At 66.8% G+C, this 223-nt stretch carries 1 pseudogene; it reads left to right on the forward strand.

Features of this window, described 5'->3' with window-relative positions:
- Nucleotides 1-223: pseudogene (locus FJ658_RS15235) on the forward strand (RNA degradosome polyphosphate kinase); the annotation flags it as partial.

Below are 223 nucleotides of genomic sequence, written 5' to 3' on the forward strand. Positions count from 1 at the left end.
ACCACCGGCATCCGCCGCTACATCCCCCTCGAGGATCTGATCGCCAACCACCTCGGCGAGCTGTTCCCGGGCATGGAGGTGCTCGAGCACCACGAGTTCCGGGTGACCCGCAACGAGGACGTCGTCATCGAGGAGGACGAGACCGAGAACCTGCTGCAGGCGCTCGAGAAGGAGCTGCTGCGCCGACGCTTCGGCTCGCCCATCCGCCTCGAGATCTCGGACG

The sequence above is a fragment of the Schumannella sp. 10F1B-5-1 genome (genome assembly GCF_006517535.1).
Lineage (GTDB): Bacteria > Actinomycetota > Actinomycetes > Actinomycetales > Microbacteriaceae > Schumannella.